Annotated in this window: 26 protein-coding genes; 16 read left to right on the top strand and 10 right to left on the bottom strand. The window is 59.4% G+C overall.

All coding sequences use genetic code 11. The annotated features are described in order from the left end of the window. Nucleotides 1–149 precede the first annotated feature (149 nt). From V1T76_RS28375 to V1T76_RS28390, 4 genes are all read left to right on the top strand, one after another. Nucleotides 150–1,031: an ABC transporter permease subunit gene (locus V1T76_RS28375; protein ID WP_330564031.1), complete on the top strand. Its 882-nt coding sequence runs from the start codon at nucleotides 150–152 to the stop codon at nucleotides 1,029–1,031. Between the two features lie 11 nt (nucleotides 1,032–1,042). Then, nucleotides 1,043–1,885 (top strand): sn-glycerol-3-phosphate ABC transporter permease UgpE, encoded by an 843-nt coding sequence (ugpE, locus tag V1T76_RS28380; RefSeq protein ID WP_330564032.1) that lies wholly within the window; start codon nucleotides 1,043–1,045, stop codon nucleotides 1,883–1,885. Nucleotides 1,886–1,898: 13 nt separating this feature from the next. Beyond that, nucleotides 1,899–2,975: a sn-glycerol-3-phosphate import ATP-binding protein UgpC gene (locus tag V1T76_RS28385; protein WP_330564033.1), complete on the top strand. Its 1,077-nt coding sequence runs from the start codon at nucleotides 1,899–1,901 to the stop codon at nucleotides 2,973–2,975. A gap of 289 nt (nucleotides 2,976–3,264) precedes the next feature. Beyond that, complete coding sequence (locus V1T76_RS28390) at nucleotides 3,265–4,395, top strand: DNA alkylation repair protein (RefSeq protein ID WP_330564034.1); 1,131 nt, start codon at nucleotides 3,265–3,267, stop codon at nucleotides 4,393–4,395. Between the two features lie 23 nt (nucleotides 4,396–4,418). On the opposite strand, the gene V1T76_RS28395 is transcribed toward V1T76_RS28390, so the two are convergent. The 4 genes from V1T76_RS28395 to V1T76_RS28410 all read right to left on the bottom strand — a co-directional run bounded on the left by V1T76_RS28395 (nucleotide 4,419) and on the right by V1T76_RS28410 (nucleotide 6,917). After that, nucleotides 4,419–4,790 (bottom strand): hypothetical protein, encoded by a 372-nt coding sequence (locus V1T76_RS28395; protein WP_330564035.1) that lies wholly within the window; start codon nucleotides 4,788–4,790, stop codon nucleotides 4,419–4,421. A gap of 13 nt (nucleotides 4,791–4,803) precedes the next feature. Next, nucleotides 4,804–5,988: an MFS transporter gene (locus V1T76_RS28400; protein ID WP_330564036.1), complete on the bottom strand. Its 1,185-nt coding sequence runs from the start codon at nucleotides 5,986–5,988 to the stop codon at nucleotides 4,804–4,806. After that, nucleotides 5,978–6,337 carry an MmcQ/YjbR family DNA-binding protein gene (locus tag V1T76_RS28405; protein WP_330564037.1) on the bottom strand — a complete coding sequence of 120 codons (360 nt, stop codon included), beginning with the start codon at nucleotides 6,335–6,337 and terminating at the stop codon, nucleotides 5,978–5,980. The genes V1T76_RS28400 and V1T76_RS28405 overlap by 11 nt, the downstream gene beginning before the upstream one ends. Before the next feature lie 232 nt (nucleotides 6,338–6,569). Next, nucleotides 6,570–6,917, bottom strand: a complete 348-nt coding sequence (locus tag V1T76_RS28410; protein WP_330564038.1) for a hypothetical protein — start codon at nucleotides 6,915–6,917, stop codon at nucleotides 6,570–6,572. Nucleotides 6,918–7,020: 103 nt separating this feature from the next. Here V1T76_RS28410 and V1T76_RS28415 point away from each other — a divergent pair, with 103 nt between their 5' ends. From V1T76_RS28415 to V1T76_RS28425, 3 genes are all read left to right on the top strand, one after another. Then, nucleotides 7,021–7,881: a LysR family transcriptional regulator gene (locus tag V1T76_RS28415; RefSeq protein ID WP_330564039.1), complete on the top strand. Its 861-nt coding sequence runs from the start codon at nucleotides 7,021–7,023 to the stop codon at nucleotides 7,879–7,881. A 161-nt stretch (nucleotides 7,882–8,042) separates the two neighbouring features. Continuing rightward, a complete protein-coding gene (locus V1T76_RS28420; RefSeq protein WP_006934007.1) occupies nucleotides 8,043–8,471 on the top strand; it encodes an Hsp20 family protein in 429 nt (142 codons plus the stop codon). A 32-nt stretch (nucleotides 8,472–8,503) separates the two neighbouring features. After that, entirely contained in the window at nucleotides 8,504–8,788 is a 285-nt protein-coding gene (locus V1T76_RS28425) for a DUF1150 family protein (protein WP_157139770.1), read from the top strand. Nucleotides 8,789–8,977: 189 nt separating this feature from the next. Here the strand turns inward: V1T76_RS28425 and V1T76_RS28430 are convergent, their stop codons facing one another. Together V1T76_RS28430 and V1T76_RS28435 are read right to left on the bottom strand one after the other, a co-directional pair. Continuing rightward, the gene (locus tag V1T76_RS28430) at nucleotides 8,978–10,192 is read right to left on the bottom strand and encodes an OpgC family protein (RefSeq protein WP_442970200.1); all 1,215 of its coding nucleotides are present in this window, start codon (nucleotides 10,190–10,192) and stop codon (nucleotides 8,978–8,980) included. A 109-nt stretch (nucleotides 10,193–10,301) separates the two neighbouring features. Continuing rightward, nucleotides 10,302–11,687 (bottom strand): tetratricopeptide repeat protein, encoded by a 1,386-nt coding sequence (locus V1T76_RS28435; RefSeq protein WP_330564041.1) that lies wholly within the window; start codon nucleotides 11,685–11,687, stop codon nucleotides 10,302–10,304. A gap of 243 nt (nucleotides 11,688–11,930) precedes the next feature. Between V1T76_RS28435 and V1T76_RS28440 the strand changes: the two genes are divergently transcribed. Then, nucleotides 11,931–13,082 (top strand): YeeE/YedE family protein, encoded by a 1,152-nt coding sequence (locus V1T76_RS28440; RefSeq protein ID WP_330564042.1) that lies wholly within the window; start codon nucleotides 11,931–11,933, stop codon nucleotides 13,080–13,082. Between the two features lie 98 nt (nucleotides 13,083–13,180). After that, entirely contained in the window at nucleotides 13,181–13,660 is a 480-nt protein-coding gene (locus V1T76_RS28445) for a DUF302 domain-containing protein (RefSeq protein WP_330564043.1), read from the top strand. A gap of 340 nt (nucleotides 13,661–14,000) precedes the next feature. Here the strand turns inward: V1T76_RS28445 and V1T76_RS28450 are convergent, their stop codons facing one another. Further along, the gene (locus V1T76_RS28450; protein WP_330564044.1) at nucleotides 14,001–14,762 is read right to left on the bottom strand and encodes an SDR family NAD(P)-dependent oxidoreductase; all 762 of its coding nucleotides are present in this window, start codon (nucleotides 14,760–14,762) and stop codon (nucleotides 14,001–14,003) included. 280 nt (nucleotides 14,763–15,042) lie between these two features. Between V1T76_RS28450 and V1T76_RS28455 the strand changes: the two genes are divergently transcribed. From V1T76_RS28455 to V1T76_RS28475, 5 genes are all read left to right on the top strand, one after another. Continuing rightward, nucleotides 15,043–15,828: an ion transporter gene (locus V1T76_RS28455; RefSeq protein ID WP_330564045.1), complete on the top strand. Its 786-nt coding sequence runs from the start codon at nucleotides 15,043–15,045 to the stop codon at nucleotides 15,826–15,828. 123 nt (nucleotides 15,829–15,951) lie between these two features. Then, the gene (locus tag V1T76_RS28460; RefSeq protein WP_330564046.1) at nucleotides 15,952–16,818 is read left to right on the top strand and encodes an alpha/beta hydrolase family esterase; all 867 of its coding nucleotides are present in this window, start codon (nucleotides 15,952–15,954) and stop codon (nucleotides 16,816–16,818) included. Between the two features lie 452 nt (nucleotides 16,819–17,270). Beyond that, nucleotides 17,271–18,563 (top strand): CaiB/BaiF CoA transferase family protein, encoded by a 1,293-nt coding sequence (locus V1T76_RS28465; protein WP_330564047.1) that lies wholly within the window; start codon nucleotides 17,271–17,273, stop codon nucleotides 18,561–18,563. Continuing rightward, a complete protein-coding gene (locus V1T76_RS28470) occupies nucleotides 18,560–20,176 on the top strand; it encodes a thiamine pyrophosphate-binding protein (RefSeq protein ID WP_330564048.1) in 1,617 nt (538 codons plus the stop codon). Before V1T76_RS28465 ends, V1T76_RS28470 begins: the two co-directional genes overlap by 4 nt. 44 nt (nucleotides 20,177–20,220) lie before the next feature. After that, a complete protein-coding gene (locus V1T76_RS28475) occupies nucleotides 20,221–20,619 on the top strand; it encodes a hypothetical protein (RefSeq protein ID WP_330564049.1) in 399 nt (132 codons plus the stop codon). Between the two features lie 26 nt (nucleotides 20,620–20,645). Here the strand turns inward: V1T76_RS28475 and V1T76_RS28480 are convergent, their stop codons facing one another. Further along, nucleotides 20,646–21,341, bottom strand: coding sequence for a DUF4336 domain-containing protein (locus V1T76_RS28480; protein WP_330564050.1), 696 nt, complete (start codon nucleotides 21,339–21,341; stop codon nucleotides 20,646–20,648). A gap of 51 nt (nucleotides 21,342–21,392) precedes the next feature. Here V1T76_RS28480 and V1T76_RS28485 point away from each other — a divergent pair, with 51 nt between their 5' ends. Continuing rightward, complete coding sequence (locus tag V1T76_RS28485; protein WP_330564051.1) at nucleotides 21,393–21,971, top strand: TetR/AcrR family transcriptional regulator; 579 nt, start codon at nucleotides 21,393–21,395, stop codon at nucleotides 21,969–21,971. Nucleotides 21,972–22,179: 208 nt separating this feature from the next. Further along, nucleotides 22,180–23,256, top strand: coding sequence for a cache domain-containing protein (locus tag V1T76_RS28490; RefSeq protein WP_330564052.1), 1,077 nt, complete (start codon nucleotides 22,180–22,182; stop codon nucleotides 23,254–23,256). A gap of 12 nt (nucleotides 23,257–23,268) precedes the next feature. On the opposite strand, the gene V1T76_RS28495 is transcribed toward V1T76_RS28490, so the two are convergent. After that, nucleotides 23,269–25,248: a glycosyltransferase family 2 protein gene (locus V1T76_RS28495; protein WP_330564053.1), complete on the bottom strand. Its 1,980-nt coding sequence runs from the start codon at nucleotides 25,246–25,248 to the stop codon at nucleotides 23,269–23,271. A 1-nt stretch (nucleotide 25,249) separates the two neighbouring features. Next, entirely contained in the window at nucleotides 25,250–26,443 is a 1,194-nt protein-coding gene (locus V1T76_RS28500; RefSeq protein WP_330564054.1) for an HlyD family secretion protein, read from the bottom strand. Nucleotides 26,444–26,520: the final 77 nt, after the last annotated feature.

Raw genomic sequence — 26,520 nt, forward strand, 5'->3', positions numbered from 1 at the left:
TTCAGCCGGAGGGGGCGGGGTGGTCGATGTCGATCCGCAGCGAAATGAATGAAATTTCGGGCATTCGAACCAATGCCTGACGTTTCGGGCAGGCCGTCCCACAAGGGGTGGCCGGCACCAATCGTTCCCGGTGGTCGAGAAACGAAATAATGAAAAAAGTCCAGTTTCAGTCTCCGTGGCTGCCGTATCTGCTGCTCCTGCCGCAGCTTGGCATCGTGACGGTTTTCTTCCTGTGGCCGGCCGCGCAAGCGATCCAGTCCTCCTTTTATCTCGAAGACCCGTTCGGCTTCGGCTCGACCTACGTCGGTCTCGATAATTTCAAGGACATGGTCACGTCCACCGACTATGGCCGGGTGGCGCGCTTCACGGCGGTCTTCACCTTCTTCGTGACGCTGCTGTCGCTCGGGATCGCCCTTCTGCTGGCGGTCAAGGCAGACAAGGTTCTGCGCGGGGCGTCGTCCTACAAGACCCTGCTGATGTGGGTCTATGCGGTTGCTCCGCCCGTCGCCGGCCTGATCGGCGTACTCCTCTTCGACCAGCATGTCGGCCCCATCGTCGAATTCTTCGCCCTGTTCGGCTGGAAGATGCAGATCGGCGTAAGCTACTTCGACACCAGCTTCGCCATGATCGTCACTGCTGTCTGGAAGCAGATCCCGGTGAACTTCATTTTCTTCCTGTCCGGTCTTCAGGGCATTTCCAAATCCGTTCAGGAGGCTGCCAGCATCGATTGCCGGTCCGGCTTCCGGCGGTTCTGGACCGTTACCTTCCCGCTGCTGGCCCCCACTGGGTTCTTCCTGCTGATCATCAACATCACCTACGCCTTCTTCGACACCTTCGGCATCATCGACGTCATCGTGAAGAACGAGCCCGGCAACAATCCGGTGACCCTGGTCTACAAGGTCTACCTGGACGGCTTCCGCGGTAACGACCTTGGCGGATCCTCGGCCCAGTCCGTGATCCTGATGGTGATGGTGTTCATCCTGACAATCATCCAGTTCCGCCTTATCGAGCGGCGCGTGCACTACACGTAAGGGAGGCGGCGATGAAAAAACTGCAGATCTCGGATCACATCATTCTTCTTCTGGGCGTCTTCTTCATGGTCACTCCGGTGGTGCTGGCGTTCCTGACCAGCACGCACGATGCGATCACCATCTACAAGGAAGGCATTCAGTTCACCCCGGGCGGCAAGTTCATCGAGAACTACAAGACGGTCCTGTTCGAGGCCGGTGGCTTTACGAAGGAAGTCAACGGCTTCGTGATGCTCAAGAACTCGATGATCCTCGGCCTTGGCTTTGCCATCGGCAAGATCGTCATTTCCATGCTGGCGGCCTATGCCATCGTCTACTTCCGCTTTCCGATGGCAACCCTGTGCTTCTGGGTGATCTTCGCAACGCTGCTGCTGCCGCTGGAAGTGCGCATTTTGCCGTCTTATGAAATCGTCCAGTCCCTCGGCATGGTGAACACCTATTCGGGCCTGATCGTGCCGCTGATCGCCTCGGCGACAGGCACCTTCTTCTTCCGTCAGTTCTTCATGTCGGTACCGGACGAGCTTCTGGAGGCCGCGCGCATCGACGGCGCCGGTCCCTGGAAATTCTTCAAGGACATCCTGGTCCCGCTGTCGCAGACCATGATCGCGGCAATCTTCATCATCATGTTCGTCTATGGCTGGAACCAGTACCTCTGGCCGACGCTGATCACCACCGACGAGAGCCTGTTCACCCTGGTTCGCGGCATCAAGCAGATCCTGCAGGTCTGGGTCGGGGCGCAAATCCCGGACTTCAACGAGGCCATGGCGCTGGCGATCCTCGCCATTTTGCCGCCGGTGCTCATCGTGGTGATTTTCCAGAGCTGGTTCGTCAAAGGGCTCGTCGAGAGCGACAAGTGAGGTTTTTAGATAAATGGCAACGATAACTCTCGACAAGGTCCGCAAGGTCTATGGCGGCAACGTGGAAGCGGTCAAAGGCGTTTCCATCGACATCGCGGACGGTGAATTCATCGTCCTGGTCGGTCCGTCCGGCTGCGGCAAGTCTACGCTGCTGCGCATGATGGCAGGCCTTGAGGAAATCACCACCGGTGACATCCGCATCGGTGACAGGGTGGTCAACAACGTCGACCCGGCCGACCGCGACATCGCGATGGTGTTCCAGAACTATGCGCTCTATCCGCATATGACGGTCTACAACAACCTTGCCTACGGCCTGAAGAACCGCGGCATGGCCAAGGACGAGATCGACCGCCGGGTGAAGGAAGCCGCGCGCATTCTGGAAATCGGCGATTACCTGGAACGCAAGCCGCGGGCCCTGTCCGGCGGCCAGCGCCAGCGCGTCGCCATGGGCCGTGCCATCGTGCGCGAACCTGCGGCTTTCCTGTTCGACGAGCCGCTGTCCAACCTCGATGCCAAGCTGCGCGTGCAGATGCGCGTTGAAATCAAACGCCTGCAGCGCTCGCTCGGCACCACCAGCGTCTATGTCACCCACGATCAGCTGGAAGCCATGACGCTGGCCGATCGGCTCGTGGTTCTGAACGGCGGCAACATCGAGCAGATCGGTGCACCGATTGATGTCTACGACAAGCCGGCCTCCACCTTTGTGGCCAGCTTCATCGGTTCGCCGGCCATGAACCTCCTGAAGGTCAAGGCGGACGGCAACGGCCTTGCGCTTGCAACCGGCACAGGCCTCAAGGGCCCAAATCCAAAGGGCCGGGATGCCTACATCATCGGTATCCGTCCGGAGCACCTCGAAGTGGTCAGCGCGCCTGGCGAGGGCGAGGGCATCCATCTGGAAGCGAGCGTCAACGTGCTCGAGCCGGTCGGTGCGGAAAGCTATCTCTATTCCAGCTTTGCCGATGGCGGCGACGAGATCCTGGTTCGCGTGTCGAGCCATGCCCGTCATGAACCCGACGAAAAGCTCTATCTGCGCGCGGCGCCGGAAAACATCCATTATTTCGACGCCGAAACCGGACGGCGGATCGACTGATCAGCAAACGTCAGGCGAGGCGGTTTGACGAGGGCCGCCGAACCCGGACAAGCCACCCCGGTTATGCCGGGGTGGCTTTTTGTTTGTCGGACAACCGGCCCGGTCAGAGCGCTTCAACCTGCGAGCGCGTCGACCTTTCCACCTCATCCTGAGACAGCGCTGGCGTGCTTCCTCAGGATGAGGTCGTGGAACCCTCCTGACGGTGCTTGTCAGGAGAGTGGCAGGAGGTGTCTGGAACTCATTCGGAAGCTCTGGCAAACACCTCGACAACCGTGTCGGGGAGAAACCTTTGGAACCCTTCAAGAACAACATTTCACCGGATCTGGTGCGCTGCATCAGCAGCCATGTCGCGCAACATCATGCCACTTTTGACCGTCTGGGCTTTGAAGCGGACATCCTGTCGGAGCTGGAAGATCTGGAACTCAAGCAGCGGGCCGGCCTGATCGCAAGGCATCTGGACCGGCATCTGCCAAGGGATCTGTCGTCCCGCTTTGCCATCCTGCAGGCCATGCTGCACCCGATGACGGAAATCGCCTTCGACCGGGGCAGTGACGAACGCGGTATCCGCGGTTGGGGCATGATGCCGCTTGGCATGTTTGTCGCGGCCAGCGGCCTGGATGATTTCGATGCTTCGTTTGCGCTCTTGAAGGAAATGACCAAACGGGCGACGGCCGAATTCGACGTGCGCCCGTTTCTGGCACAGGATCAGGAACGGGCGCTCGCCATCATGGCCCCCTGGGTGAAGGACGAAAGCGTACACGTGCGCCGTCTGGTCTCTGAAGGAACCCGCCCGCGCTTGCCGTGGGGCATGCGGCTTCAGGCCCTGATGGCTGACCCCACACCCACTCTGCCGCTTCTGGAAGCACTGAAGGACGACCCGGAAGATTATGTCCGCCGGTCCGTTGCCAATCATCTCAACGACATTGCCAAGGACCATCCTGATCTGGTCGCCGGGATCGCCAAAAGCTGGCTGAAGGATGCGGACAAACCCCGTGAAAAACTCGTGCGCCATGCCTGCCGGTCGCTGATCAAACAGGGCCACACGGCAACGCTGGACGCCTTCGGGCTCAATCCGCCGGAGATCCGGGTCGAAGGCCCGCAGATCACGACGCCGGAGATCGCCTATGGAGACGTAGTCGGCTTCAACGTCGAGCTGGTCTCGACGGGCCGAAAGCCGCAGGATCTGGTGATCGATTATCTGATCCATTTCAGGAAGGCCAACGGCACGCTGGCGCCCAAGGTGTTCAAATGGACCAAGATGACACTGGACCCGGGCGAGCGGCTGACCCTTTCCCGCAGCCACGCCATCCGGCCGATCACCACACGTGTCTACTACGGTGGCACGCAGGCGGTCAGCCTCAGGATCAACGGTAAGGATTTCGGATTTTCGGAGTTCGAGCTGATAATGGAAAAAGAATAAGTCTTCTGAGGAAATGTGCAGTCCTAATATAGTTTGTCCTTATTTTCGATTTTTCGCATCCAAATAGCCAGAGCAAGAACGGCTGTGTACATCGAGAAAAGAAAAAGTCCGTAAAATAAGTGATTTAAAAATATTAACTTGCTATTCAGTTGTGTCACTAAGTAGTAAGAAGTCCATCCGACGAAACAAATTACAAATTCGTTGAAGAATGATGGGTCCTCCTGCTTTCTTTTTCTGTTGATGAGCTGTCCGAACAAAATGATTGTAAGAGATGCTAGGGCCCAAAAAACCTTATCGGCACTCCTCGATTTTGCTTCAGCCATCAGCAATAAAAAGTATGCTGGCCAACCCACCGCTAACGCAATTGCCGCAATCTTGAAGTCTCTGTCGCTCACTGATCTTGCCTTATCAAAGCCGTTTGAGCCTGAGCATCCCCATAATCCCGAATGCCGGGCCAAGGGCCATCACAGCAAACACACCGGGCCAGCCGATCAGTTCTGCGCCAAGCGGCGTCAGTTGGACCGTAAAGAAGGTCAGCGCGAAGCCGAGGGCGGTTTGAAGGCTCATCAGGCTGCCGGCCTGATCGGGCGGGGCGTAGTCGGCGACAAGGGCCGAGAACTGGGCTGAGTCCGGCAGGATGGCGGCGCCCCAGACGAGGACGCACAGGATTGTTAGCCAGACAGGCCCGCCGAAGGTGAGGGCCGAGGCAAGCGCGGCAGTACCGCTGACGACCATGGCCGCAATAGCGATATTCGCCTTGCCGACGCGGTCGGCCATGATGCCTGCAACGACGCAGGCAGCACCTCCGGCCGCAATGGTCAGGAAGGCGATCAGGCGGGACAACGGGATTGCGGTCTCTGATGGCATATGGGCGGAGAACGAAACGGCAAGAGCAACGCCGATCCACGCCCACATGGCATAAAGCTCCCACATGTGGCCGAGATAGCCTGCATAGGCATAGCGGATCTTCGGGTTTGTCCAGGCGGTGAAGATGGCCTTCATCTTCATGCGGGGGGCTTTGGCGTGGAACGGCCCGAGCCCGGCAAAAAGGCACAGCACGCCGCCTGCGGCAGAGGCAAGCGAGGCAATACTCAGGCTCCAGCGCCAGTCGGTACCGCCGAAAAGAGCCAGGAGATGCGGTGCGGCAGAGCCGAAAGTGAGCGCGCCGACAAGCGTGCCGACCAGGAACCCACGATCCTTCTGGCCCCAGCCGACAGCGATCTTCATGCCGACCGGATAGACGCCGGCCAGCAGAACACCGGTGGCAAACCGCGCAAGGATAGAGGCGAGGCTACCCGGCTCGACCACCAGCAGGCTGGCGTTGAACAGTGCGGCGGTGATCGCAGTGAATGCGAAGAACCGGCGAGGGTCGATCCGGTCAGCGAGGCCCAGCAAGGCCGAGGTGACAGCGCCGAACACAAAGCCGATCTGGACGGCACTGGAAAGCGCAGCCTGGGCGAAATCGGATATGGCGAATTCACGGGTCAGATCAGGCAGGATCGCAGCAGACATGAACCACAGGCTCATGGCAGCGATCTCGGCAAGCATCAACAGACCAAGCGACCGCCATTTGCCGGCCATCTCACCCGGCAAGACCCAGCTCCTTCTGCTGCTTCCGGGTCAGCTTGGCCGCAATGATCTTGTGGGCGGTCTCGATATAGGCCTTCAGGTCTTCGTCGGAAAGCGCGCCTTCCTCTTCCATCTGAACCCATTTTGCGCGGGCAAGATAGGGCGCGGGGATCATCCCTTCCTGCTGGGTGAGCAGGGAATACGAAATATCGGAGCACTTGAAACTGAACCGCGGAAAATCACCTTCGCCCCAGCCCGAGCAGATGGCGAAGATCTTGCCTCCGACCTTCCAGACCGACGCATTGCCCCATTGGATCACATGGGTGGTTGCCGGAAGCGTTTTGCAGAAGGCGTCAAACTCGTCGCGGGTCATCGGTGGGCTCGTTAAATCTTGTGATCGGAAACAGGTCCGTCGGCAGGAGCGGCAGAGTGGCTTTTCCGGCCAGATCGCGCAAGCTGCACGGTGATGAAAAAAACGTGTCTCAGAGCCCCCTCCGGCGCTCTTTGAAGTCCGAGCCGCGCCAAAGCATCACGTTCGAGCCCGCCAAGCCGGTGTTCGAGACCTCCCATGGCAGTCATCTGAACCCAGCTGAAGCTGACCCTTGTCACGCGGTCGGCGTTTCAGGAAACAGGGTGCTGCCGTCTGGGGCGGACGAGCCGCGGTCTGCCGCGCGCCCGCCAGATGTCATTTCGCAAGAGGTCTTGGAGAAGCGCCGGGGCTTTTTCTCTCTGGGCGGACGGCCGAGGCACATTTTCAAAAGTTTCAGCAGGAGAAGCTTTCGTCGTTTACGCGCCAGCCTTCTGCTGAGGTCAAGCAGCCGGACATGCTCCGGCATCTCCTGCGGCCAGAATTCCGCATGATGCGGATAGAGCGATCTGACGGGATCGTTCCAGCTTGGCAAGCGGGTCTCGCCGCATTTCCTTTGCAAAGGCATCGAATAGGGAATGAGCATCTGCGGCTCCCTTCAATTTTGATTTTGTTGAAAGGGTATTTGCAGATAGTCTCATGAGAGGTGCCTATTCCCATGTTTTCTAATTGAAAACGAGATTTCAAAAATGAAACGAAATATCGATTGGGAAGATCTTCGGCTGTTTCTGGCTGTTGCCAAAGCCGGCGGTCTTGCCGGCGCGGCGGACAAGACAGGTGTCAGTTCCGCAACACTCGGCCGCCGGGTTGCCGCTCTGGAAAAGAGCCTCGATGTCCGCCTGGTGGAGCGCGAAGCGCGAGGCTATCAGCTCACCGCCGCAGCACATGATCTTCTGCGGTACCTGGAAGACATGGATCAGACGGCCCGCAGCATCGAAGCCTGGAAAGAGGGAGAGGGACTGCGCAGGCGGATCCGGATTTCCGCCGGCGACTGGACAGCGCGGCTTCTCATCGACAACCTGTCGTCCTTCTGGACGCCTGACGCCGGATGGACGCCGGAAATTCTCGCCGATCTCAGGAAACGGGATATTGCCCGCCGGCAGATCGATATCGGCATTCGCAACAGCCGGCCGAAACAGGCCTGGTTGGCCGGGCAGAAGGTGGGAAGGGTGCAATACGCCGCCTATCAGGCCGCGAGTGTTCCGAAAGACACGGAGCCTGGCTGGATCGGGCTCGTGGAAGACGATGCCCATTCACCGACCGGTCTCTGGCTGAAGGAAAACCATGGCGCTGAAGCGGTGATCACCGTCAACAAGGCTTCGCTTGCCTTGTCACTGGTTCGAAAAGGCAATGCGCGCATGCTTTTGCCGACCTTTGTTGGCGATGCCTTTCCCGATCTTATGCGCATTGGCGGCCCCTTCGAGAGCATGGAGACCGAGCGGTGGCTTGTAATGCATCAGGACGAGCGCCATGAACCAACAGTTCGCCAGGCAGTGTCTGCTCTGACGAAGTTCTTGAAACAGAACCCTATTTTGTCTTCATTCTGTTGAATAATTCACAGAGAAGCCAAAGCAAAAATCGCGTGAAAGTCTGGCTCCTTGAATCAATTTTAACGAAGCTCCATATTTAATCGTGAAAGGAACCTGTTGGTTCCGGTCCGGATGCCTTGAAAGGGTCCGGGCGCAAGGTCGCTTCAACAAGGACTTTGAGGATGTCACGCATGTCAGCGTTTTCTAGCCCGTTCATGCTCGGGTTTGACGATATCGAGCGCGTGCTCGATCGAGTCTCCAAGGCCGCCAACGACGGTTATCCGCCGTATAACATCGAGAGACTTCCCAAAACGGAAGATCAGGGCGATGTCATCCGGATTACCCTTGCGGTGGCAGGGTTCACAAGAGAGCAGCTTGAGGTCTCGGTAGAAGAGAGTCAGCTGGTCATCCGGGGTCGTCAGGTCGACGACAAGACCCGGCAGTATCTGCATCGCGGCATTGCCGCCCGTCAGTTTCAGCGGGCCTTTGTCCTGGCCGAGGGGATCGAGATCCTCGGAGCCGACCTGAAAGATGGTCTTCTGTCCATCGACCTGGCACGTCCGGAACCGGAGCGTGTCATCAGAAAAATAGAAATCTCCAGCGGCGAATGAACGCTCGCCGGCCAACATATGGAGAATGACTGATGCAAAACCCCAATAGCCCCTCCTGGGCAGACCGCACGCTCTTTTCCGAGTTCATGTCGGTTGATGAGTTGACCGAACTGGGCACCGGAGATGTTGCCTACATCAAACAGATCAAGGCCCGGGATCTGAAGGAAATGTTTCCCGATGTCCCGCCGCTGCACGACAACATGACGCTTTACGCGCTCCTCAATGCGGACGGTACGCCGATCCTGCTGGCGGACAGCCGAGAAGCAGCCGTTGCCAATGCCTTTGAAGCGGATCTGGAAATGGCGTCCCTGCACTGACGCCAACCGCATAATCCGAACAACCGTTACGACACCGGCCATTTGGCCGGTGTTTGTGTTTTGAGGGCAGGGAACCGCCAGGGGTTGTCCCGGGTGCTTGAACGATGCACAGCGCGCTGGAAACGGAAGCGCCCGCAGAAGGTATTCTTCCGCGGGCGTTCAGGTTCAGGGAAGGCTTCGCGCCCTGTCTCACGTTAGGGCAGGTTCGCGGGGTTCGGCCTTGGCCTTGGCGGTCGGTTCACCGCCATCGGCGGGCGGGGTCTTCGGCCGCTCGGAAGGGCTGGAGGAAGAAGTTGCCGGCGGCTTGCGCCAGGGCTGGCTCTTGTACCAGCCGGCCACATAGGCAACGGCAATCAGGGCCAGGAACCCGAAGAGGTTGGACAGGATCTGCGGCAACCAGTCGCCACGGCCCCAGACCATGTCGCGCAGGATGCCTGCAGCCTGGGCAATGACCAGGCTGGCCATGAACACCGGCAGCGACTGTTGGCCCACTTTCTGGACGACGCGCACGAACCGGCCCCAGATCTCACCGTGTCCCAGCAGGCGCCTGCCGTGTTCGCCCGCGGCGACCCAGGCCAGATAGGCCAATGCCAGGAAGTGCAGATAGCGGAAAAGACCGAATTCCGTCTTGATCCAGAGCGGTGTGATCATTTCGCGGATTTCACGGGCCCAGACCAGGTTCAGGTGTGTTTCCTGATAGGCACGGAAGTAGGCGAAGGGAACGGTGACGATCAGAACAACCGCGCACAGCACCATCAAGGGCTTGCTGACCGGTGGCGCTGGAATCCAGCCGCGCATGAAGGCAAAGCCGGTGAAGAACAGCATTTGCCAGGCGAAGGGATTGAAGAACCACTCCCGGTCGGACCAGGGTTCGGCCGGCAGGCTCAGAAGATCGAACTGGGCAGCCAGCCACAAGCCGACCGACAGTGCGAAAGCACCCGGAATCGAATAGCGGGCAACCAGCATGATCATCGGGATCAGTGAAAGGATCACCACATACATCGGCAGAATGTCGAAATAATTCGGCACCCAGGTCATCGTCAGCAGTCCGGGCAGGGCGACCTCGGTCTTGTCGTAAAGATGCTGGAGATTGAGCGAGGCGACATAGTTTTCCGTCAGATTGCAGCACTCGGTCAGATAGCCGCTGTTCTGCAGCATGACGAGGCCGACGGCAATGACCAGGAACTGGCCGATGTGCGCCCAGTAAACCTGCCACATGCGATGCAGGATCCGGGCTGCCCCCATCCCCCAGCCGTGAATATCGAAGATCTTGCCGAAGGCGAGCGCGGACGCCATGCCGGAGCAGAAGACGAAGATTTCCGTTGCATCGGAAAAACCGAACCGGGCGGGGATCCAGAGCGTCCACCAGTTCCAGGGTAGATGGGCAACGTAGATAATGAACATTCCAAGGCCGCGGAAAAAATCGAGCCGCGGATCGCGTGGTCGTTTCGTTTGTGTGTGAGCGTTCACGATGGGTCCAGAGATAATTGGTCAATCGAGTGCCGGCAGGGGATCATACCGAGCCGGTAGCCCTGAGTTTTTGGTCTTCCATCACTCGGTGGGCGCGGTGCATTTTATCGCATAGTTCAAGGCGTTGTTCGGCAAATCGATCCAGCGCACCGCGTTTGCGCGTTCGGCTGTTGAGCAGCCGTTCCGCATCCTCAGGCATGCCTGCCCGCAGGGCTGCATCGATCGTGATTCGCTCGAAAACATCGCGCTGGGCGTGCGAGCCGCCGACCATGTATAGATTGTCTCTTGCCGAGTCCAGCAGCGCGAAGGCGGAGGCGTAATTGCCCTTTCGGTATTGTTCCAGGCCGAGGCCTGTCGGCAGTCCGGCTTCCGCGGTGATACGGCCAATATCCGTTTCGCTTTTCGCGCGTTCCTTCAGACCGGTCAGCAGCCGCTCGGCCCCCATGCGGCGGCCTCCGTTCAACAGGGCCAGAAGGTAATGCAGGTCGGCAAAGACGTTGCTGCCGTCTTCGGCGCGCTTGTCGGACAAAAGCGCCAGTTCGTCCCACCGCGCACCGGTGTCGATGCCTTCAATCTCCAGGCGGACAAGCAGAGAGGCCGCGTTGGAAATGTCGCGGTAATCGTCTGTCTTGTCCTTCCGGACATCGTTGTCATAGAGCGCCAGCGCCTTGTCGGCCTGGCCACGGTCCAGATACATCAGCGCCAGATGCCACCACACGTGATAGCCGAAGTTGTTGCAATGAGCCCAGCCTTCCGGCTGGGATTCCAGCCAGGCCGCGCCTTCTTCGGAGCGGCCGGTCATGTCATGCACATGGGCCACGGCGTGAAGGCCCCAGGCATCGTCGCGGGCAAACTCCAGCCCTCTGCGGCCGGCAGTCTCCGCCAGGCGGTAATCGCCGGTCTCTTCCAGCGAAAACGCGCGGCAGCCAAGCAGGTAGCCGTAGGCAGGGTGCGTTTCGTCATAGGCCGCATGAACCCGTTCGATCGACTTCCGCATCCCCGTCGCGTCACCCAGAACGAAGCGGATGGCGTGAACCAGCTTCATGATCAAGGTGTCTTCCGGAACCGTCACGAGCACGGCATCGAGAAGATCTGCGGAGCGTGTCGGATACCCCTGCAACCAGGTTCCAAGGGCATCGATGACAGCCTGTTCGCGGGCCGTAACCGGTGTGTTCCGGGCCGAGGTCCTGGCAATCGACAGGCATTCCTGTGCCGTTGCGGTCATCTCGCGGCGGCCAAGCAGCAGGCAGAAAAGCCCCCGGGTGGCATGCCCCAGCGCGAAGTCCGGTTCCAGGCCAAGACAGGTCTCAAGATATTGCGGGGTGGTCCTGCCATGTGCCAGAAAGGCTTTCACGGTCTCGTTCCAGGCGGTCAGGGCTTCCTTGCCGGACAGGGTAAGCTCATATCCGAATTGATCAGTTAGACGCATAACAGGCCTTTTTGTTTCTCACTCCGGTCCTCTGAAACCGGGTCCCGCCAACCGCGGCAACAAAGCTTCGGTCGGCTGAATATTCCCATTCAAAATCCGCAGGCAGCACTTGAACTGCAAAACACAAAAAGGTGTTGGCAATGTGTAGGTGAAGAAAAGACACCTTCGTTGCGAAATTAAGGCGGGAAGTGCAAGTCTTCGTATTGGGGTTTGAAAGTCGGATCTGCGCGGGAGCAGCAATACATGGCCTTGGCCGTCGGGAAATCTCAAGCAGCCGTTGTCGCCATCGCGGCCGGCCTTCTGGCCATGGTCGCCCTGGGCGCTTATGGCGAAGCCGGACCGCGCCAGGCGGTGGCCGCCCTGATCGGCGGTCTCGCAGGCCTGTCGCTCTATCATGCAAGCTTCGGTTTCACGGCTGCCTGGCGGCGGATCGTCACGGAAAAACGCGGCGGCGGCCTCAGGGCGCAATTCGTGCTCATTCTTCTGACCAGCGCCGTGTCCTTTCCCCTGATTGCCTGGGGGCATGCGTTGGGCTGGCCGACGGGTGGCTTCGTGTTTCCCTTCGGTCTGGCGGCCGCGTTCGGAGCCTTCCTCTTCGGCATCGGCATGCAACTGGGCGGCGGCTGCGGATCCGGCACGCTGTTTACCGCCGGGGGCGGCTCCACCCGCATGATGATCACCCTGGCAAGCTTCATCCTCGGTTCGGTGGCGGCCACCGCGCATCTGCACCTGTGGGGCCGTCTGCCCAAACTTCCGCCAATGTCGCTCATTCGGGAGTTCGGGCCTCATGGCGCGTTTCTTCTGACTGCATTTGTGCTCGGCCTGCTGGCAATTGCGACCGTCGTCATCGAGCGGCGCGCTCACGGCTCGATTGCCGCAGCAAGGCCCACAAAGTCATTTTTCGCCGGCCCCTGGTCGCCCATGATGGGAGCGGTGATGCTGGCGATCGTCGGCATTGCCACCTTGGTGGTGATCGGCCGGCCCTGGGGCATCACCTCTGCCTTTGCGCTCTGGGGTGGCAAGCTGCTTCATGCTGCCGGTGTGCCGGTGGACAGTTGGCCTTACTGGACCTGGCAGCGCGGCGCGCTGGAAAACCCGGTTCTGCGTGACACCACTTCCGTCATGGATATCGGCATCATTCTGGGCGCAATGGCCGCCGCAGGTCTGGCCGGCCGCTTTGCGCCGGTCTGGCGATTGAGCCGCCGCGACGTGCTGACGGCAATCGCGGGCGGTCTGATGATGGGCTATGGCGCCCGTCTGGCCTATGGCTGCAACATCGGTGCTTATCTGGGCGGCCTTGTATCGGGTTCGCTGCACGGCTGGCTCTGGCTGGTCTTCGGTTTCCTCGGCAGTCTTGCCGGAACCCGCGTGCGCCTGCGTCTCGGCATGGACTGAGGCAAGGGGCTGGCCCGCCACACCGCATTGTGAGGCGCCCGTGAGGCAGACGCCGCTAGAGTGAGCCGCACTGCAACATCGCTCGCGGGAGAATGAAGATGCGTCTGTTTGCCCTGGTTTTTGTCACCAGCCTGTTGGCCGCCGGACTGGCGAAAGCGGACGGACTGTCCGGCCGTGAGGGCTGGCAGGTCCTGCCCACGGAAAAAAGCTACACGGCACTGGTCGATGATCTGAAAAGCGCGATCACGGACGAAGGCATGCTGGCTGTAACTCAGGCCAGCGCGTCCGATGGTGCCAAGGGCAGAGCGATTACCATTCCCGGCAACCGGATCATCGGCGTTTACCGCAACGACTACGCCGTCCGGATGCTGGAAGCTTCCGTTGCCGCGGGCATCGAGGCGCCGATCCGGTTCTATGTGACCGAGAACGCTGATGGAACGGCAACGCTTTCCTGGAAAACACCCGGCTTTGTCTTCGCGCCATACATGGAAGAAGGCGGCTCGGCCCTGCAAGAACTGGCAGGCGAGCTCGACGAAGTGTTCCTGTCCATCGCCGATAAGGCTGTGGCCGCGCGGTGACACTTCTGTGAATTGCGTAACGGATTGGCAATCGCGCCTTGATTTTAGGCTTGTGAAACGGGTTTCGCGACCCCACACTATCAGTGTGTTCAACAACTGAAAGGAGGTGTGCCCATGTCTAATGAGTATCGGTGCGTGACCCAAGTATCTGGGCGGAATCGAACGGTGCTGGAGCAGCCTCTGGTAGTGCGAGATTTCGCTGGGATCTGATCCGGGACTTGTGTCACGTCGATCTCATGGGAGGGCCGCTAGCGCGGCCCTCTTTTGTTTTTGCGGCTTCGTTGGCCTATTCAGGTCCTCGCCTGGTTGAAATGCCCTCAGACTGGAGCGTCGACAGCAATCAAATCAGGCCGACAGACTTGCGCACATCCTCGTCGCGCAGCGAGCAGTCCACGCCGCGATAGGCATCGCCGGCAGGCGTGCACAGCCAGCAGATGGCTTCTCCCACCCAACTGGCCGGAATATGCACCGAAGGGTCGAGCTGGCTGACCGGGTTCAGTCCGGAAGACTTGATGTCGACCTGCATCTGCGTTGCCACCGTGCCCGGGCTGAGGCCGACGATGCGCAGGCCCTTGTCGCCGAATTCCTTGTCGGCACAGCGGGTGAGGGAGAGCGCGGCCGCCTTGGACGCGCAATAGTGGCTCCAGCCTTCCAGCGCGCTGACCGCAGCACCCGAGCTGATGTTGACCACGGTGCCGGCGCCCTTGGCCAGCATATGTTTGGCCGCCGCATGCAGGCCGTAGTAGACGCCCTTCACGTTGATATCGATGACCTTGCCCCACTCTGCCGGATCGCTGTCCTCGATGCGGGCGATGGGTTCGATCACCCCGGCATTGTTGACCAGGATGTCGAGGCTGCCATAGGTGTCGACGGCGGTCTGCACCGCCTTGACCACGTCATCGTAATCGGCAACGTCGCAAACCACGGCGGTCGCGTCGTAGCCTTCCGCGCGGATCTCGCCGGCAATGCGTTCGATATTCTTGCCGGAGCGCGCCGCCAGCACCACCTTGGCGCCATATTTCGCAAGGCTCCGCGCGGCAGCTTCTCCGATGCCTCGGCTCGCGCCCGTCACAAGGGCAACTTGTCCCGTCAAATCAAACATGTAACGCTTCCGTTCTGGATGGGCCTTTCCGGCCTCTGTACCTGCCGGCATTCGCGGGCGGTCGCAGGAACGCCGGAATGCAGACTGGTTCTGAAAAGTTTCGAGCCTCCTGCGTTCAGTGGAATTCAGGATGTCCCGGTTGATTAACCGCGGACATTAGTGCGGTCGGACGTGAGAATAAACAGCTTGTTTGCAGCAGCGTCGTGCGTCATCCGCACGAATGATCTATCTAGCGCACAAAGCGTATGCCGGTTAGGCCGGCAAGGAACAGGGGAAGCCGATGGCAGACACGAAGCGGAGTTTGCAGACAGTTCTGCGGCAGCTCTATTACGGCGACACGGTCAGGTCGCGGGCTTTCCGGTATTCGCTTCTTGTATTCGATCTGGTGACCATCGGTTATTTCATCGTCTCGTCGATGCTCGACAAGGACCGTATCCATCATGAACTGGATTACGCGATCGCCGGGGTTCTGGCGCTCGACTATGTTGCCCGCCTGATCGCCGAAAACCGGCGGGCAAAATATGTCGTCAGCTTCACCTCGCTTGCCGACCTTGTGGTGATTGTCTCATTGGTCGCCCCGGCCTTCTTCGATAATTTCGCTTTCCTGCGCGTCGTGCGGATGCTGCGGCTGATGCGCTCCTATCACCTGTTGAAGGAGCTGCGGCAGGCGTCGAAGTGGTTCCGCCGTAACGAGGAGATCTTCCAGTCGGGCATCAACCTGATCGTCTTCATTTTTGTCGTCACGGCGCTGGTGTTCGTGGTCGAGAACGACCGCAACGACAACATCAACAATTATCTCGACGCGCTTTATTTCACGGTGACAACACTGACGACCACCGGCTTTGGCGACATCACCATGACCGATAGTGTCGGCCGATTGATGACCGTGTTGATCATGATCTTCGGCGTTGCCCTGTTTCTGCGCCTGGTCCAGACGATCTTCCGACCGTCCAAGGTCAATCTGCCCTGTCCCGATTGCGGTCTGAACCGTCACGACCCGGACGCGGTACATTGCAAGCATTGCGGCCGGATTCTGAATATTCCGACCGAAGGCGCGTGGGACTGATCGGGTGCGGTCACCGCCCCCTTCTCGCTGATTTGTGAAGACTTGCCGCTGGACAAATGCCGTTTGCAGAGCATCCTTACCGGCGCAGCGGGGCAGTGGGTTTTACCATGCAAGGAGCACTTCATGTCATTGGCGACAGTTACCGGTCTTTCCAGACGCCTCAGCCTGCTGGCGGGCGTCGTGGTTCTGGCCCTGGGTGCGTTCAGCGCGCCGTCTCAAGCGGCGGGAACCGCAGGCTGCGGCGAGGAAAAGCCCTGCGAGTTGGCAAACGGTGAATATTACATTCATCTGCCGGCCAACCAGCCGGCGGACAAGCCAATGGGCGCGATCTTCTTTCTCCATGGCTATAAAGGCAAGGCGATCAATGAGATCCGTAACCAGAGCTTCCTTCAGATGGCGGATGACCTGGGAGTTGCCTTTGTTGCCGTGCAGGGCGTGAACGGCACATGGTCTTTCCCGACGTCGCCGCGCGACCTGCGCGACGAACCGGCCTTTTTCGACAGTGTCCTTCAGGATCTTTCCGACCGCTTCGGTATCGACCGCAGCCGCACGATGCTGTCCGGCTTTTCTGAAGGCGGATTCATGACCTGGTATACGGCCTGCGAGGATTCGGGGTTGTTTGCCGGATACGCCCCCATTGCCGGAGCCTTCTGGGAGCCTCTGCCGCAATCCTGCGAGGCGGAGACGCCCTATCTGTTCCACATTCATGGAACCTCGGACACCGTCGTGCCGCTGGAAGGGCGCTGGCTTGGCGAAGGCAAGTGGAAACAGGGTGATGTTTTCAAGAGCTTCGACGTCTGGCGCCGGCAGGACGGGCTGGCGGATACCGAGCCAAAGACCTACACCGACGGCAATCTCACCTGTGAAACCTGGCAGCCAAAGAAAGGTTTCCTGGAACTCTGCCTCCACGACGGCGGCCACAGCGTCAGGGCAAACTGGATCAAACGCGCCTGGAACGAACTCGCCGAGATGAAGGGCTGGGCGACGTAGGCAAGATTTGTTTTCAGGGACGTCGCCTGCCAACTCCACTCAAAGAGAAAAAAGGCGCAAGCTACAAGTCTCCTGTACCTCTCTCTCCTGTGTCATTGCCGGACTTGATCCGGCAATCCATGCCAGTTCCTCACAATCATGCAAGGCCGTGTTCTGTATGAGGGCGAACGGCATGAATGCCATGGTCAAGCCATGGCATGACGCAGTTAGGGCGAGGCAAACATGCCCCAGCCTTCTCTCTTGTTGGTGGGGAAATGGAGTTCGCCATTCCTCTTCCGTCCAGCCAGGTGTCCTTGTTCGCACGAGCCCGTGTCTCCGCGCGAATGTGCGCATACGTCTTCCCGTTTCTAACGAGAAAGTGAGGTGGCTTGTTCGGAGGGCTTGCGCTGGCTTGTTGACGGCGCCCACCGGCCTGTGGCCTTTACCGGAAAACGTCATTTCGAAGGTGAGCCTTGTCCCAGCTGTCCTCTGCCGCACCCGGTGCCTTGTCTGGCCTTGTTGTTCTCGACCTTTCCCGCATTCTCGCCGGGCCGACCTGCACGCAGATCCTGGGTGATCTTGGTGCAGAGGTGATCAAGATCGAGCGTCCGGGCCGGGGCGACGACACGCGCGGCTGGGGACCACCCTTCCTGAAGGACGGCGAGGGCAGGGAGACCGGCGAAAGCGCCTATTACCTTTCCTCCAACCGCAACAAGGCCTCCGTCGCAATTGACCTTGCGAGCCTCGAAGGGCAGCAGCTTATTGCCGATCTGGCGGCAAAGGCCGACATTCTGGTTGAGAACTTCAAGGTCGGCGATCTGAAGCGGCGCGGGCTTGACTACGACACGCTGAAAGCTCGCAACCCGCGCCTGATCTATTGTTCCATCACCGGCTTCGGGCAGACCGGTCCCTACGCACAGAGGGCCGGTTATGATTTCCTGATCCAGGGCATGGGCGGGATCATGTCGCTGACCGGATTTCCGGATGAGGACGGCGGCACGGAAACCAAATGCGGGGTCGGCATCGCCGATGTCATGTGCGGCATGTATGCGACGGTCTCCATCCTCGCCGCGCTCAACCACCGCAACAGCACCGGCGAAGGCCAGTCCATCGACATTTCGCTGCTGGATGCGCAGGTCTCCTGGCTGATCAACCAGGGTGTTGCCTATCTCACCTCCGGCAAGGTTCCGGGACGGCTCGGCAATGGTCATCCGACCATCGTTCCCTACGAGACGTTTCCGGCGAGTGACCAGTCCTTCATTCTGGCGGTCGGCAATGACAGCCAGTTCGGCAAGTTCTGCAAGGTCGCCGGTGCGCCGGAACTGGCTGATGATCCGCTTTTTGCCAAAAACGCCGACCGGGTGCGCAACCGCGCGGAGCTGATCCCGAAAATCCGCCGCCTTACCATCGAGAAGACCGCTGCAGAGTGGATCACCGAGCTCGAGGCCGCGGGCGTTCCCTGCGGTCCGGTGAACGATCTGGAACAGGTCTTCGCCGATCCGCAGGTGATTTCCCGGCAAATGCGCATCACGCTGCCACATCGGCTTGCCGGTGACGTCGATCTGATCGGCTCGCCCATCAATCTGGAAAAGACGCCGGTTGCCTACCGCTGCGCGCCCCCGCTTGTGGGAGCAGACACCACGGACGTTCTGACCCGTCATCTCGGCCTGAGCCCGGCCACCCTTTCCGATCTTGCCGGCAGAGGTGTTCTCGACCTCGGCCCAACCCCGCCAGACGCGGCGACTGAAGGACACAGCAGCAAATGACGACCGGTGCGGATATCATCGCAGGCAAGCTTCACGCGGCGGGCTGCCGTCACGCCTTCGGCATTCCGGGCGGCGAGGTTCTGGCCCTCATGCAGGCGCTGGACGAGGCCGGGCTGAATTTTGTCCTGGTGAAACACGAGAACGCTGGCGGCTTCATGGCCGAAGGCGGCTGGCATGCCGACGGCGCGCCGGGCGTGCTTCTGGCGACGCTCGGACCGGGTGCGGCCAATGCGGTCAACGTCGTTGCCAACGCGTGGCAGGACCGGGTGCCCCTGATCTTCCTCACCGGCTGTGTCGACCAGGGCGAGGCGGAAAGCTACACCCACCAGGTGTTCGATCATCAGCAGCTGCTGCGCCCCATCGTCAAGGCCAGCTTCTCTGCCCGTCTCGGCGCACTGGACGTAATGATGGAAAAGGCGCTGGCCATCGCGCTCGACGGTCAGCCTGGCCCGGTGCATATCGACGTTCCGATCCGTGTCGCCGAGGGGGAAACACAGGAAGCCTGGACCCGGGTGTTCCAGTCGTCTCCCGTTTCGACGGCACCTGTATCCGGACCGGATCTCGACACCGCGCTGGAGCTTTTCAGAAATGCCGAACGGCCGATTGCAATTGCTGGTGTCGATGCCGTCAACGAAGCAGCCTCGGCGGCAATCACCGATTTCTGCGAAGCGTTTCAGATCCCCCTTGTAACCAGCTACAAGGGCAAGGGGCTTCTGGACGAAAACAATCCGCTTGCCCTCGGCGGAGCGGGCCTGTCACCCAAGGCCGACGGGCTGCTGCTGCCGCTGATCAACAAGAGCGACTGCATTTTGCTGCTCGGCTACGACCCCATCGAGATGCGCATCAACTGGCGCAATCCGTGGGATGCCGACGCGCCGGTGGTCGACATCACCCCGGTGCTGCGCACCCATGGCATGCACAGCGTGCGGTCAACCCTGCGCAGTGCCGTGCAGCCGGCGCTGGATCTTCTGGCGGCGGCACGCCAGCCGTCAAAACCGTCCTGGCCGGAGGGAGAACCCGCCGCCGTTCGGGCAGAACTCGACAAGGCCTTCGCACCCGAAGCGGCCGGCTGGGGGCCGGGCACGGTCTTCCACACACTGCGCGCGGCTTTGCCGGCCGATACGGTGGCAACCGCCGACAGCGGTGCTCACCGGATTCTCGTCAGCCAGATCTGGCGCTGCCCGATGCCGCGACAGATGCTTCAGTCTTCCGCACTGTGCACCATGGGCTGCGCCGTCCCGCTGGCCATGGGCCACCGTGTGGTCGAAGGGGCGTCCCCTGTGATCGCCTTTGTCGGCGACGCGGGTCTGGAAATGTGCCTCGGCGAACTTTCCACCCTGCGCGACCTCAAGATCCCCGTCATCATCTGCGTTCTGGTCGATACAAGCCTGTCGCTGATCGAACTCAAGCAACGCTCCAGCCAGCGCCCGAATGTGGGGGTCGATTTCGGCGAAACCGACTTCCCGGCCGTCGCCAGGGCCTATGGCGGCCATGGGGTGTGGGTGGAGGATGCGGAGACGCTGCACCGCGAGGCCGAAGATGCGCTCACCCGCGAAGGCTTCACCCTGCTGGCCTGCCGGATCGAACGGCGGGCCTATGACGGGACGTTTTAGAGAGGGTTAGACCCAGCTCAGCGCAAAAATGAGAGTTGATGTGAATGAGAATTTTAAGCGTATTTCTTACACTCTTTAGCCTTTTTACCAATGCATGGGCCGAGAATACTACGACCCCGGTTCTTCAAATTGTTGCATTCAAAGGCGGTACATTAAGCCTGAGAGCTGAAAACATTACGGAAGTAAACGTTCAACCTGTTGCCAGGTCGCAAGAGATTGAAGTGAATATAAGAATGGATGCCGAGTACCGAGATGCTTTTCGGAAACTTAGCATCGAAAGTCGCAATCTTCTTGTCATCGTCTTGGTTTGTGGGGAGGAAGTTTTCAGACCAGTTATTCTCGAACCGATAATCAGTGGTCGAATTTACGTCGGCCAATTTTCAAAGGAACGCGCAAGTGAAACTGTCGATCTGCTCTCCGGTCGTCGTTCTTGTGGCGAATAACGCCGCGAAGCATATGTCTCCGAACGTCACGATTTGATCAGCCAGTGGAAGGCATCCCGGAGAAAGGCCTGGCCATTTTCGGACACCGGGGTGCCGTGCGCGATCAGAACCCTCTTGCAGGGCCAGTCCAGAATGTGCCGCACGGCAAACCGGGCGGCATCCCGGTTCGTGAAAGCGAGCCGGAATTTCCGTGGAACAGAAGGCGTTTGCCTTGTCATCAGGTCGAGGCGAGCAACCAGAGCACGCCATCCCTTGAACCAGCCGGGTGAAAACTGCTGCAGCAGATCCGCGAAGATAGCCGTGCCGCTGGCCCGGTGGAACAATACGGCTTCGCTGGTAATCCGGTTCCCTGGAACCACCACGACATCAATCTCTGCCTGCCAGCCGGGCACCGTGATGCCAGCGAGCTCGCCTGCGAAGACAAGATCCGGGCGCTTTTTACGCAGACCCGGTGGTGCGAGAATTTCGGCGTCGGGATAGGCCTGCTGCCATTCGGCAAGGAAGGTGTCATGCAGACTGTTCGGCGGAACGATGTAGCGGACCGTGCCGAGCGCATCGACGGCAGAACCGAGCTCCGGAGAAAAGGCAACGGGCGACCAGACGACTAACCCTTCGTTGGAAAGGCGGATGATCGCCATGCGCGTGGGATAGTGAAATCCGGCAGCGGCTCTCACTGTTGGGCCTTCCGCAATCCAGATTTCCGGTCCGAATTCCTTGAGCATGGCATGGCTCCATTTATTTACAAGAGTGTAAAATTACACTAGAGTATAAAAATGACAAGTCTGAAACGCACCGAGCGCTCGCGCGCACTCATCCTCGATGCTGCGGAAATCGCGTTTCGCGAACTTGGGTTCGAAGGGGCTACGGTTCATGTGATTGCCGAGCGCGCAGGACTGACGCGCAAGACCGTCTATAATCTCTTCGGGTCGAAGGAAGACATTGCTCTCAGCCTCATAGCGCGGGTGGAAGCCCGGGACACAGACTATCGTGAACGCATAGCCGAAGGGCAGCATGCGGTAACGTTGCTCGAAGCGGTGCTGATAGACAGTGCCCATTGGTGCATGGCCAACCCCGCAGTGGCGCGGCTTGCACTGGTGCCGGTTCAAAGACCTTCCCTCGAGCCACCGTCAGACCGCCCATCGTTTCAGGGTCTCGTGCGGGACATCCTGGCTCTCGGCCAGGCCCAGAGGCTGATCCGCAAGGATGAAGGACCGGAATTCATGGCCCTGATCGTACTGGGTGTCTATGGACAAGCCATGCTGAACGGTTTGCAGGCTGGCGTGGTTCCTGAGGCAGACATTCGCAAGATTGTGCGTCTTGTGGTGGAGGGCATTGGCGGAGTGACTGCCTGATGCATCCATGTGCAGTGACGCTGCCATTACTACCTAGCTTGCGAGCCTCCATGATGGGTCGAAGTTTAATCAGTATGGTAAGAAACTCCTAACCATCGGGCCCAAAACAATCTGCTACCCCGAGTTTCCCACCATCGGTGGTGGTGAGCGTCACCAAATTCCCCAATTCGCTGTGTCTGATTCATCTCATTGGGATGAGGAGTGACCGATGAGAGAAAAACATGCCAGGAGCGGCTACCCCTCTCTGGTGGTCGCCGTTTGCGGTTTTGTTGCCCTTGGAGGTGTGATTGCAGTGCTTACCGCCTGGTCGTTTGTCGGCCAGCGGCTGGAAGAGAGCCGAGATTCGGCACTTGCCGAAGCGGTGTCGGTCAGGGGCAAGGGGGTTGCACTCGAATTTGCCAGGGAGCTTTACCAGGATTGGCGCAATCTTCGGGTTATTGCCGTGGATATGACCGGACGGGGGGAGACGGCCATCAGGACCGCCTTGGATATGGTTGTTGCCGGTGAGGAACGAATTTCCTGGGCTGGTCTTGCGTCGGTCGATGGAACGGTCCTGACCGCCTCGGCCAGCATGCTGGAAGGAACAGATGTTTCTTCCAGCCCCTGGTTCCGGAACGGGTTGGGAGGAGATTTCGCCGGGGATGTTCTTCAGGCGGATCTCACACCGACTGCCGGAAATGACCAGCGGCGCTTTCTCGACATGGCAACACCTGTGACTGACGAGTTCGGAGAGGTCGAAGGGGTGCTGGCCTTCCACATCAATCATCAGTGGGTCGAGCAATATCTGGCAGAATCGGCGCATTCCATGGGACTGGAGGTCTATGTCATCGACCGGACAGGAAGCATTGTTGCAAGAACGGACGGTCTTTCCGACCCTATCGACAAGCTGCAGAGCTTCCGCTCTGCAATGACCGGAGCGCGGCAGACCAGGGCTGAGACATGGCCGGACGGCACAACTTACTTCACGACGGTGATACCAGACCTCGGCTATGCGGATCTGCCTGCATTCGGTTGGAGCATGATTGCGCGCGTCAACAACAGTGCGCATCCGATCGGCGATTTCACGAATGTGTTCATCGCCTACTTCGTGACTCTTGGCATCGTTCTGGCTGCCCTCACGACTTTGTTCATCCTGATTTTCGTTCGCCCTTTCCGAAGATTGGCAAACTCCGCCAGAGCCGTCATGCGCGGGGACGAGATCTACCCCTACGAGGCGAAGACAACGACCGAAGCGAACGTGCTGAGTGCGGCGGTTGCAAGACTGCAGAACGTGTTGCACCCGTGAAAGAGTGCCCCGTCAGCGGTGCGACGCCGACAGTCTTTTGGCCAGGTCGCCAAGCAATGCCCGGTAACGGGTCTTGGTGACACCGGGGGCCTCTCCTGTTGTGTAGAAGCGGCGCAGCAAGGCCTCATGCTGTTCCGGTTTCGGTTCCAGCAGCAGGCGGGCACCGTCGTCGCTCGGCAGTGTCACGACGGCATTGACGATGCCGACGCCCTCTATTTCGATCTTGACCGGCGCATCGTCATGCATGGCCGGTCCACGGATCCTGACAGAGTTTTGCGTAAGGTCGATTATCCAGACCCGGGTTCTGCCCTTGTCCGTATGAAGGATTGCCCGTTCGGGCTTGTCCTGGAAATGGATCTCGCGCCTTGGAAGTTCCACGCAGACAATCATCGTCACTCCAAGGACGATCAGGTTGTAGAACGTCCAGAACATGACAACGATTTTGCCGTCACCCGCGTCGTTATACGCAAAGTAGTCGGAGATGATTCCGAGCAGCAAGCCGACAACTGTCAGCCCGAAGAAGGTGCCAAAAAGGGCGATCAAGCGCCACTGGATGACCACACGGCTTCTGTCTCCACCTTTTGCGGTGACGGAGAAGGGATGCCCCTTCGGAAAGAACAGTCCCGTAATGGCTGCTCTGGTGATCGGCACGGCACCGAGCAACTGGCTGATGTCGTTGACGACCGGAACCACCAGACCACCGGACACGAAGTTCAGGGTAATCAGGATCCAGAGGTAATAGGTGCCGAAATACCGCAGGACTTCCTGCAAGGTCGCATCGACGACCATGATGTTGAAGTACCAGTAGAGCAGCGGATAGACGAGGATTGCGATCCGGAACGGAAAGTTCGTTGTCCAGTAGAGAACGCTGTCGATCACGCTCCAGCGGTCTGCAAGGTGCAAGCGATTTTGGGAAAAGGGGCCAAGCCTGCTGCGGGCAATCTGCATCATGCCGAGACACCATCTGGCGCGCTGGCTGATGTATTCCTTGAGCCCTTCTGGCGCGAGGCCTTCGGAAAGGGCTTCGTTCAGGTAGACAGAGGTGTAACCGGCGTCCTTCAGGCAGAGCGTCAGAAGGAAGTCTTCGGTGACACTTTCCGTCGAAAACCAGCCGATCTCCTTGAGTGCGCTCCACCGGATGACGGAGGAGGTTCCGCAGCAATAGGCAATGCCCCAGGCATCACGCGAGGGCTGGAGATAGTCGAAGAAAAAGCGCTGTTCGTCCGGATAGGACCGGCTGAGGCCGAGATTGTGCTGGATCGGATCGGCGTTGAAAAAATGTTGCGGTGTCTGAACCAGTCCAACCTTGTCGTCCTTCAGGAGAGCGACCGTTCTTTTCAGGAAATTGCTGTGCGGCACGAAGTCTGCGTCGAGAACGGCAATGAAGGCGGGCTCCGGACCTCCCGCAGCCATTTGCCGGAGCGCATGGTTCATGTTGCCGGCCTTGGCGCCCGTGTGCTCGGACCGCCTGACATAGGTAACGCCTCGCGAAGCACAGTAATTCTTCAGCCAGTCGCGCCCGCTGTCATCAAGCACATGAACGCTGAAATCCGGGTAATCGAGGGCAAGTGCCCCGACGATGGTCCGTTCCAGAATGTCCCGCTCTTCGTTGTAGGTGGGAATGAGAACGGCCACCTTCGGTGCGGGTTCCGGTTCCCACCAGTCCTGCTGCCTGCTCGCCTCCTGCCTGCGGTCGCGATGTCTCGACAGGATGAGAAACGCACTGAGCGACGACAGGCATGCGGAGCATTCGATGGCGAAGAACGACCAGCTAGCCAGACAGTCCAAGGTCAGGTCCAGCGGCGCAAGCGTGTAAGCGGCACGCCAATAAAGATATCGCCCGGTCAGCACGGCACAGGCTGCAAAGAGCAATGCCCTGTGCCAGGTCTTCTCCCTGGAGAGCAGCAAAGGCACAAGCATCCCGAATGCCAGCACCAGATTGAGCTGCACGATGCTGGAAATAGTGTCACTGAGATAGACGACCGGGAACATGTCAGAGCCAGAGGTTGCGCAGGAAATCGAGCGGTCTGGCCTCAAAGAAAACCCGGCCTGTTCGCCCGATGGCACAGGCAAGTGCCGGGTCTTCCCGGATCGTGGGCACAAGAAGCGTCACATCAAAGCGCTGCAGGTGCCGCTCGCTTGGCGCGACCGCAAGGTTCCTGTAAATCGTCTCTGCCCCGGAACCGGCCAGGCGCGTGATCGTACCGTCCAGAACCTTCTGGTCGTTGCTCACGCGAAACTTGGCAAGGTCACCGATCTTGAGACGGTTATAGACAGATTCCGCAACGCTTAGAGTGACGATCGCGGAGGAGCAATTCACGAGGCGCATCAAGGGTTCACCCCGTTCAACTGTCTCACCGTTTGCAGCCAGAACTTCCCAGATGGTTCCGTTGACGTTCGAAATGAGCTTCGAGGAGGTCATCCGGTTCACTCTGAGCCGCTCGACGTTGATGCGATTGTCCAAAGCCTCTGCCTTTGCCTTTTCCGCGGTGAGCAAGGCCTGTTTTTCGGACTGTTCGAGTGTCAGTTCCGAGATGCGTTGTTCGGAATAAGGGGCGTCATTGTACCCATCGCCAAGAAACGTTCCGTTCCGTGCTGCCTGCAGTTCGATTTCAACGACGGCAGCCCTCTGGCGCGCCCCTTCCAGGTCCTGAGCTGCCACCCGTTGCGTCGCCCTGATCCGCTCGAAAGAGGCCGAAGGTTCCAGCCCGCGGTCGGTCAGTTGCTTAGAGCGCTTGAAAGCCGCCTCTGCTTCATCCCCCCGGGCTTCGGCGGCGCCAATTTCGAACGTCAAGGCACGCAGCTCCGCTTCAAGCTGCAGGATTCGTTGCCGCTGATAGCGTTCCGATCTTGCCTGCAAATCGTTCACGGACTGTTCGATTGCGGCAACCATGTTAGTCAGCCGCCCGACCTCGGCTTTCGCAAAAGCCTTTTGGCGGATCAATTCATAAAGGTGGATGTTGTCGACAAGGGGATCATTGATCGACCCGAGTTGTTCGCCATCGCTAACGGAAGATCCCAGAAGCCTGTGTTCCAGCGTCAGGCGTCCGGCTGTTGGTGCCCGAACCGTTGTAAGCCTGGCATTGATGACGGCGTCTGCACTTGTGCCTGACAGATGTTCGCCCGCAATGACAAACCCCGCGGTGATGATGACCAGGCCTGCAAGCAACAATCTCAGAATCCGCATCGGACCTCTCAAGTGAGCCTATCGAGAATGAATGCCCCCAGTGCAGACTTCCGTATCGCGCTCTACGTGTAAAGTCA

The organism is Roseibium sp. FZY0029, assembly GCF_036350355.1.
Taxonomy (GTDB): Bacteria; Pseudomonadota; Alphaproteobacteria; order Rhizobiales; family Stappiaceae; genus Roseibium.